General features: G+C 65.1%; 6 protein-coding genes. 5 read left to right on the top strand and 1 reads right to left on the bottom strand.

All coding sequences use genetic code 11. The features are described 5' to 3' along the window. Positions 1–1318 (top strand): site-specific integrase (locus LXN57_RS47080; protein ID WP_251804849.1); only part of this gene is annotated, 1318 nt, incomplete at its 5' end. After that, the gene (locus LXN57_RS47075) at positions 1315–1890 is read left to right on the top strand and encodes a DUF6262 family protein (RefSeq protein WP_221375085.1); all 576 of its coding nucleotides are present in this window, start codon (positions 1315–1317) and stop codon (positions 1888–1890) included. The genes LXN57_RS47080 and LXN57_RS47075, both read left to right, overlap by 4 nt. 103 nt (positions 1891–1993) lie before the next feature. On the opposite strand, the gene LXN57_RS47070 is transcribed toward LXN57_RS47075, so the two are convergent. Beyond that, entirely contained in the window at positions 1994–2707 is a 714-nt protein-coding gene (locus tag LXN57_RS47070) for a TetR/AcrR family transcriptional regulator C-terminal domain-containing protein (protein WP_251804848.1), read from the bottom strand. A 122-nt stretch (positions 2708–2829) separates the two neighbouring features. Between LXN57_RS47070 and LXN57_RS47065 the strand changes: the two genes are divergently transcribed. The 3 genes from LXN57_RS47065 to LXN57_RS48515 all read left to right on the top strand — a co-directional run. Beyond that, positions 2830–4203, top strand: a complete 1374-nt coding sequence (locus tag LXN57_RS47065) for an MFS transporter (RefSeq protein WP_285904770.1) — start codon at positions 2830–2832, stop codon at positions 4201–4203. A 44-nt stretch (positions 4204–4247) separates the two neighbouring features. Next, on the top strand, positions 4248–4475 hold the full coding sequence (locus LXN57_RS47060) for a hypothetical protein (protein ID WP_251804846.1): 228 nt from the start codon (positions 4248–4250) through the stop codon (positions 4473–4475). A 78-nt stretch (positions 4476–4553) separates the two neighbouring features. Then, positions 4554–4695 (top strand): tetratricopeptide repeat protein (locus LXN57_RS48515; RefSeq protein WP_369077315.1); only part of this gene is annotated, 142 nt, incomplete at its 3' end.

Here is a 4695-nt window from a genome sequence, read left to right as displayed (position 1 = left end):
GTGCTTCGACCGCCTGAGTTGGCCGTCGTCTCATCGTGTGGTCCGCTCGGACGCACGACGGCATCATCATTTGCCGCCGAGCGAGCGTGCTGGCTCACGACGCGATGACGCGGGTGGCGCCAGCACGAAGCGTTCTCTGAACACAATCTTTGCTGATAAGCGGACGCCCGAGGTCGCAAGCCCAGCTGCCGCTATCCGAACTAAGAGTGAATCTGATCGCATGGATATTAGTTCGAAACCCCGAGGGTGCAAGCGACTAGGGGTACCTCCATTTTATATTCTTGGGACGGCGTTTCGGGTTCCCACCCTTATCGACCTCGAACCGATTGGCAAACCGATTTGCATCCCGAAAAAGGTCGATGGCGTCAGGCGATCGAAGAATAAACCACAATCTACGAATCCACACTGCATTGTCATCGAGGGTGGCGCGGACGGCGTCACCGGTGTGGGCCTTCCATGCCACACGGTGGCGCGGCGCAAAGACCGCCGCCTCAACCAGTTCATCCAGATCCGCCTTGGCTTTCTCCGCGCCGGTGTCAAGCTGGACGACTACGGAGATCCGCTTTCCGGCGCATGCATCGACGCCGACACGATGGCCAGGACGCTCCGGCGCTGGGTCGACGGCCTACCCGAATTACTCACCGACGCCGCCGACAAACACGGCCAGCCGCTGCCCTTCGACCGCAACCGAATCTTCCCCTACGCCTTTCGGCACACCTACGCCCAACGCCACGCGGACGCCGGCACCGACTTGCACACCCTGCGCGACCTCATGGACCACAAATCAGCCGACACGACCATGGGCTACTTCAAGGTCTCCATCCAACGGCGCCGCGCCGCCGTCGAGGCCATGCGCACCCACGTCGTCGACCGCTACGGCCAACCGAGGCCGACCTCTTCGGCGACCGCCTACGAAGCCCGCTCGGTCGCCGTGCCCTTCGGCAACTGCACCGAGCCGTCCAACGTCAAAGCCGGCGGCGGCCAATGCCCCATCCGGTTCCAATGCTCCGGCTGCGGCTTCTACCGGCCCGACCCCTCCTTCCTTCCTGCGGTCGAGGACCACATCCGCGCGCTCAAGGCCGACCGTGAGACAGCGCGAGCCTTGGACGTCGCGGAATTCGTCGTACGCAACCTCACCGACCAGATCGACTCTTTCCAGAACGTCGTCACCAGCATCCGCACTCAGCTCGCCGCCATGCCCGACAACGAACGCCACCACCTGGAAGAGGCCGCCGCCGTCCTGCGTAAGGTCCGTGCCGCAGCCCCGCTGCCACTTCTTCCCGTTCCCACCTTTCCCACCCGGGGAGACCCGTCATGATCCAGTCCCGTAAACCGGCCGAGGTCCTGCGGGAGGCTCGGCAGAAGGACTCCCGCGACAAACGGAGCCGAGTGCTGGCCGTCGTCGACCAGCTGGTGGCCGCCAACGAGCCAGTGACCTTCTCGGGAGTCGCCCGGGCGGCGAACGTTTCTCACTGGCTCGTCTACGCCGACGGCATGCGAGAACACATCGAAGCAGCGCGCTGCCGCCAGAGCCGCGCCGCGGACAACGACACCCGTGCCTCCGCCACCGTGCCAGCGGGGTGGAAAGTCGAACAGCGTCTTCTGCAACAAGACAACCGACGCCTACGCGAAGAAGCCGAACGCCTCAAGGCCGCAGTGCGCCGCCACCTGGGTCAACAACTGGACCAGGTCGGCGCTGCTGACCTCGGCACCCGCATCGACGAACTGACTGCCGACAACCAGCGACTGCAAACCGATCTCGCCAGGGAACAGACCCTCAACACCGACCTGACCAAGCAACTCGTCGAAGCGCACGACGACTTGGCCGCCGCACGCGCCAGCATCCGTCAGCTCATCCGCGCTGAAAACACCACGTCGGGCCAAAGCTGAACCAGGCGTCTGTTGGCCGAGAAAGGAGCTCATGCTCGGAAATAGCACCAGGCGCGGCGGAAGACTGCCGTTCTGGCAGCACAACTGATGACCGGGCCACCACTCACATGGCGAGTATGGAGTCGATGCCACGTTGGAATAGGTCGTCGTCGTTCCACCGCCCGTCTTCCAAGTGTCCGGAGCCGACGAGGGCGGGATAGGCGTCGGCATTGGCCAACAGCTGGCGCCGGGCTTCGGCCCGCGCCCCGGGATCGTCCGTCTGGCGCCAGGTGGCTTCGGTGATGGCTGCGCCGATCACGTAATTCGCTATCAACCGGGTGATGACGGCCAACCGGAGGTCGGTGAAACCGCCACGGACGAGGGCCGACTGCAGGAACTCGGTGCGCGCTAGGACGTTAGGCCCGAGCATCGGTCGCCCGATCAGGCTCGGCGCCCAGGGATGGCGAAGCATGGTCGCGCGCCACCTGGATGTCAGCGCGCGCACATCATCTCGCCAGTCGTCACCGGCGTCTGGGAGCAGCACCTCTGCGAAGATGTGGTCCAGGGCCAAGTCCAGGACATCGTCCTTGGTCTTCACGTGCCAGTAGAGCGCGGTCGAGGTCACCGCGAGGCGCTGTGCCAGGTTCCGCATCGTCAACCCGTCGATGCCACGCTCATCGAGCAGAGTCGCTGCTACCTCGACGATGCGCTCACGGGTCAGCGGGGCCGCCCGGCGCGGCCGGTCCGCCTCCTCACGCAGCCACACTGCACCGGCAGTTCCGCCACGTCGGCCGTTCGTTTCGCCGACCGACGGCTCACCCAATTCGTTCGCGTCCACCACCTGATCCTAGTACGGTGGTGAGGCAACTTAACGTCGGTCAGTTGATATTACGCTGTTAAGGAGACGGTGTGACGTCTGCTCGATGGTGGGTGCTTGCTACAGCAGGGTCCGCGCAGCTGATGGTGGTCCTGGACTCGACGGTCGTGACCATCGCGTTGCCGTCACTGCAGCAGGACCTGGGAATGAACGACGCTTCTCGGAGCTGGGTTGTCGCCGCCTACGCGCTGGCGTTCGGCGGGTTGCTGCTCGTCGGCGGTCGCCTCAGTGACGCCTTCGGAGCACGCAGAGCCTTCATGCTGGGCCTAACCGGGTTCGCCCTGGCATCGACACTTGCCGGCCTGGCACCCACCGCCGAACTGTTATTCGCCGGCCGTGCTGCACAAGGCGCATCCGCTGCCCTGCTCGCTCCTGCCGCCTTGGCCATCATCTCGGCCACATTCGTCGAACCTCGGGAGCGAAGCCTCGCCTTCGGAATCTACGGCGCGCTCACCGGCGCAGGAGCCGTCATCGGGCTGCTGCTGGGCGGGGCGCTCACCCAATACCTGCACTGGCGATGGTGCCTTCTGATCAATATCCCGATCACCGCCGCCACGATCATCGGAGCGAGAACCGTACACGCCAGCCGGACTGCACGCCCGGTGCAGCTTGACCTTGCCGGCGTCGGCAGCAGCGTGGCAGGTATGACCGCTCTCGTATTCGCCCTCGCCGAGGTGGCGAACCGCGGCTGGGATGATCCACTCGTGCTGGGCCTACTGGCCGTCGGGCTCCTGATGCTGGCCCTATTCATCAGGACGCAACGGACAGCTGCGCAGCCGCTTCTGCCACTCCCGATACTGCTCGACCGCACCCGGGGTGGCGGTCTGCTCGCGGTCGGCCTGCCGCAACTATCGCTGTTCGGATTCTTCCTCGTACTCACCTACTGGTTCCAGCAACTCCTCGGTTACACGCCGTTGCGCGCGGGACTAGCGTTCCTGCCTTTGGCATTGGCGATCGCCGTCGGCTCGACGCTGATCGCCGGCCTGCTCACACCTCGTCTAACACCACCGCACCTGATCGTCCCCGCACTGGCCACGATGGCTGCCGGCACAGCGCTACTGATCGGGCTCACGCCCGGCGCCTCGGACCTCTACCTCACCCGGTTCTTGCCCGCGGAAATCCTGATCGGTCTTGGCCTTGGCTGCGCCATCACCCCTGCGGTCAACGCGGCGACCAGCGGCGTCGGCGACGACAATACTGGCGCGGCATCAGCCGCTGTCAACGCCGCCACGCAGCTCGGCGGCTCCATCGGCACCGCGCTTCTCAACACCGTCGCATCGACCGTGACGGCAGCCGCACTAGGTTCGACACGCGGCCGAAACACGATCAGCGATGCCACCGTCGCAGGCTTCAACGCCGCCTTGTTGACGGCCGTGGCGCTGCTCGTGCTCGCGGCCATCACCGTCGCCCTCGTCATGCCCCGCCGCCACCGACGGCAGCCGGTGCAAGCCAGGTAGACCGAAAGGCGTTCCGGTCCGAACAGAAGGGACGATACGAACCAATGCCGCTGATGCGGATCCAGCTAGACAGCGACAGGAACACCGCACGCCGTGTCGTGGAACTCCACCAAGCAGGCAAGGTGCATCACGAGTCTCGAGACGCCGCACGCGGTGAAGTCTGGCGTCGCGGCCGCACGCCCGCCGCAGAACCGATCTTCATCGGCACCACCAACGGCGAACCCGTCCGACTCATCTACGACGTCGAGGTCTACCTGGACACCACGCGTTGAACCGTAACCGCCGCACGTGACTTATATGCCTGAACAGACGCCAGCGCCCTTAACAGCGATTTCTCTTGGCAAGCGCAGATAAGGATACAGGCCCGCGGTGACTACGCCGAGGCCGAACGCCGCTACCAGCAATCCCTGACCATCAAAGAGGAGCTGGGCAACCGGGCCGGCATGGCCAACAGCTACCACCAGCTCGGCATGCTCGCGCAGGACCGGGGTG

The sequence above is a fragment of the Paractinoplanes hotanensis genome (genome assembly GCF_023717965.1).
GTDB lineage: Bacteria > Actinomycetota > Actinomycetes > Mycobacteriales > Micromonosporaceae > Actinoplanes > Actinoplanes polyasparticus.
This window is presented reverse-complemented; position numbering and strand designations above follow the sequence as displayed.